The organism is Chelativorans composti, assembly GCF_039541695.1.
Taxonomy (GTDB): domain Bacteria; phylum Pseudomonadota; class Alphaproteobacteria; order Rhizobiales; family Rhizobiaceae; genus Chelativorans; species Chelativorans composti.
In genome coordinates this window covers 1-3213 of the sequence record NZ_BAABGS010000005.1, presented here as the reverse complement: position 1 = coordinate 3213, position 3213 = coordinate 1, and the positions used below count along the sequence as shown (strand labels likewise).

Genomic DNA, 3213 nt, shown 5'->3' with positions numbered 1-3213 from the left:
CCCGCCCGCCGAAGCCGAGGCAAACTTCTACGCGGCTCTGGAAACTGAAGCCATGGCCGCGTAACTAAACCAAATCAGCCTCCGGCAAACCCGGCGCGGTTCACCACGAACAGAACCGCCGAAAGGTAGAAGGTCGCCACGAGAAAGGCGAGGTTGGCGACCGAGCCGATCCCGTATTTCCCGACGGTGAATGCCATGGCACCAAAGGCGCCAACGGGCGCGGCACGCATGAGGATCGCCACCAACTTGAACACGGGGGCGGTCAGCACTTCCAGGAAATCCGTCACCCTGTGACCGGCGCTCCCGGACATGGACAGGGCAACTCCGAACAGCACGGAGACGAACAGAACCTGGAGAATGTCACCGGACGAGAAGGCGCCCACCAGGGTCGACGGAATTATGTTGCTCAGGAAGCCGCTGATCGATTCTTGCTTGGCCTTCTCGGCATAGCCCGACACCGCACTCGCATCTATTGAAGCTGGGTCGATGTGCATGCCGGCGCCGGGGTGCACCACGTTCGCAACCACCATCCCGAAGATCAGGGCAAGCGTCGAAAAACACAGGAAGTAGGCCATGGCCTTGCCGGCCACTCGCCCAACCTTCGCCATGTCCCTCATGCCGGCAATACCCGTCGCGACAGTGAGGAATATGACCGGCGCGATGATCATCTTCACCAGCTTGATGAAACTGTCGCCGAGAATTTTCAGATTGATACCAAGGTCCGGAAAGAAATGCCCGAGCAGGATTCCCGCGACGATTGCAACGATGACCTGAAAGTAAAGATGAGTGTAGATCCTCCCCGTGGCAGCCGGCCCGGGCCGCACGTGATTTATTCCTGAAATCATACCGTTTATCCGTTCAAATGCGATAATCAGAAACGAGGTTGTCAGTCAAAAAAATCTCTTCAAATTAGCGTGTGGTATAACGCGTGCACAGCAGAAACGAAAGCCAATGCGCAGCCAAAGTCTGCACAGGACTTTCAAGTGCCAACGGGGGAATGCGGCCGAATCGGCCCGATTCTCACGCAAATCACGAGGTTTCGGGCATCCCGGCAATCACCCGCGGGAAGGGCTAACCTTGGTATGGGAGATAGTGGATCGGCTTTTCTGCCGGTCGGCAACGCGAGGGCCGTTCCGGTTCTGCCGCGAGGCGCCGGATGAGTTGCCGAAGGGATATCGGAGGCATTTTCTTGCGGCCCCCGCACCGATCCGTCAGGCCGCCGGCCAGACCTCCTCGGCATCCCGGACCGTCATCTTTGATCGAAGGGCATTGAGCGCAATCCGGTGGACCACTTCCATCGGCGCCGTGCACAGATCCCCGATCACCGTCACGTCATAGCCGCTTGCAAGCGCCGTCATTGCAGTGAACACAACACAGTTCTGGGTCATCATTCCGCAGATCCGCAGCTGGGTGACACCGTCGAGGTGCCGACTGAGATCCGTATCCTGAAAAGCGTCCGCGAACTGCTTGCGCACCACCGGCGCAGCGGGCGCAGCCGACAGAATGGCCTGGCGGATCTCCGCCCCGCGGCTGCCCGCAGCAAACAAGCCGCTTTGGGCCGGCGAAACATGCTGAACCAGCACAACCCGCTCGCCGGCCGCTTGCGCGCGACGGATGGCAGCCACGAGGCGTTCCTCCACCTTCAGCGCTTCATGCAGCGGCAGAACCCCGCCAGGGAAATAATCTTCCTGTATGTCAATCACGAGGAGGGCTGCGGTCGTCATGCTCTGGCTCCGACGGTTCAGGCTGGAAACTCAAACAGGAGCTGCCGACGATTGCAAGAATCCGCTCAGTGCTTGAAACAGTTTTCCCGGTGCCACTTCAGAAAATGCGGGTGCGGTCTCTGATGCGGGCGCGAGGGCACAATCGCCCGCCCAGTCCTGTTGATCAAGGCACGTATGCTGTCAGGATCATTGGCCTGCCGCGAGACCAGGATTTCCAGATCATCGGTCAATGTGATGAGGCCCCGATCAAACATCCAATGGGCGGTACCTGACAGCGCAAGTCCATTGCTGATGATGTCCGGACCGTTCGCTTCGACCGGCTTGATGTGTGCCGCATCAACTTCGGCCCGCCCGCCCCCGTTTATGAGACGTAGCCCCGTGATTGCACATCTCTTGTCATACGCCTGCAACACGAGGCGCCTGAACAAGCGATCCCGGACAATCCGCGAACTCAGTTGCAACACCCTGCTTCGTGGCTCGTCGAATTCAAATGGTGCCTGGACGTCTTCCAAACCACCCCACACCTCGGCCGCGGTTCCTCCGCGCGGCAACTCTGGTGCGTCTTCACGCAGTCCCAGTGAGACAATCCGGCCGAAGTCCTCCGGCGACAGCGGACGAACAGCAGCCTGGGCGCGCCCGGAAATCCTGCCATGCTCGTTCAGCACGCCTCTTTCGACGACGCCATCGGGCCCCCGAAATGGTACGGGATTGACGAAATCAAGGTAGCTTCCTGGCTCCATCAGCGCCAGGTACATTCCATCAGCCTTGGGGTCAGGAATGACCATCGCAACCTTTGCCAAGGCAAAGTAGCCGCGTGTCTTAGGCACTTTGGTCGGCTCGAGGAAGACAATCCAGTCGCCGACGCATCGCTGGACGCGCTCCAGATATTGCCGCGGAAACTGATACTGTTCCGCCGGATTATCGTCGTATATCGAATCCGACCGGTGAACGAAAACGCCGAATCCCATACGTGCTGCCCCGTATTAACCGTTGTTAGGATACCAGCTTCCGGTGGAACGTGCCAGGCGTGGGATAAACCACACGGATGGCTTCCGGCATAAAGCGGCGCGCTGCCAACCCTACTAGGCCTGGCTGCGGCGGAGGCCGGTGTTACGGCTGATCGTTTTCAGGCACGAAAAAGCCCCCGTTTGTGGGGCTTTTTGTTTTGTTGCGGGGGCAGGATTTGCCCCGTTCGTCGGGGAATCGATCCACCGGATCGATTGCTTTTCCTCCTCACCCTTCCGGTTATGAAGCCGACGCCTTGATCTTGCGCCGGCAGCAGCCAATGCAAGCAGAGCAGCAACGTCCTTTTCAAAGTAGCATCCGGGCGTGAGATGCTGAGCCACACAAAAAAAGCGCCCGGTTTGATCCGGACGCTTTGATCTGGTTGCGGGGGCAGGATTTGAACCTGCGACCTTCAGGTTATGAGCCTGACGAGCTACCGGGCTGCTCCACCCCGCGTCAATTGTGTTTGCGGACCTTGCCGGCG

At 59.2% G+C, this 3213-nt stretch carries 2 protein-coding genes, 1 tRNA gene and 1 pseudogene; all 4 read right to left on the bottom strand.

Annotated features, from left to right (window positions below; translation table 11 throughout):
- Nucleotides 1–101 precede the first annotated feature (101 nt).
- Nucleotides 102–845, bottom strand: a pseudogene (locus ABD906_RS00465) (cation:dicarboxylate symporter family transporter); the annotation flags it as partial.
- A gap of 366 nt (nucleotides 846–1211) precedes the next feature.
- Nucleotides 1212–1724 (bottom strand): cysteine hydrolase family protein, encoded by a 513-nt coding sequence (locus ABD906_RS00460; protein WP_345097618.1) that lies wholly within the window; start codon nucleotides 1722–1724, stop codon nucleotides 1212–1214.
- Nucleotides 1725–1789: 65 nt separating this feature from the next.
- Entirely contained in the window at nucleotides 1790–2692 is a 903-nt protein-coding gene (locus tag ABD906_RS00455) for an HNH endonuclease (protein WP_345097617.1), read from the bottom strand.
- A gap of 416 nt (nucleotides 2693–3108) precedes the next feature.
- Nucleotides 3109–3185: transfer RNA gene (locus ABD906_RS00450), tRNA-Met, on the bottom strand.
- Nucleotides 3186–3213 lie beyond the last annotated feature (28 nt).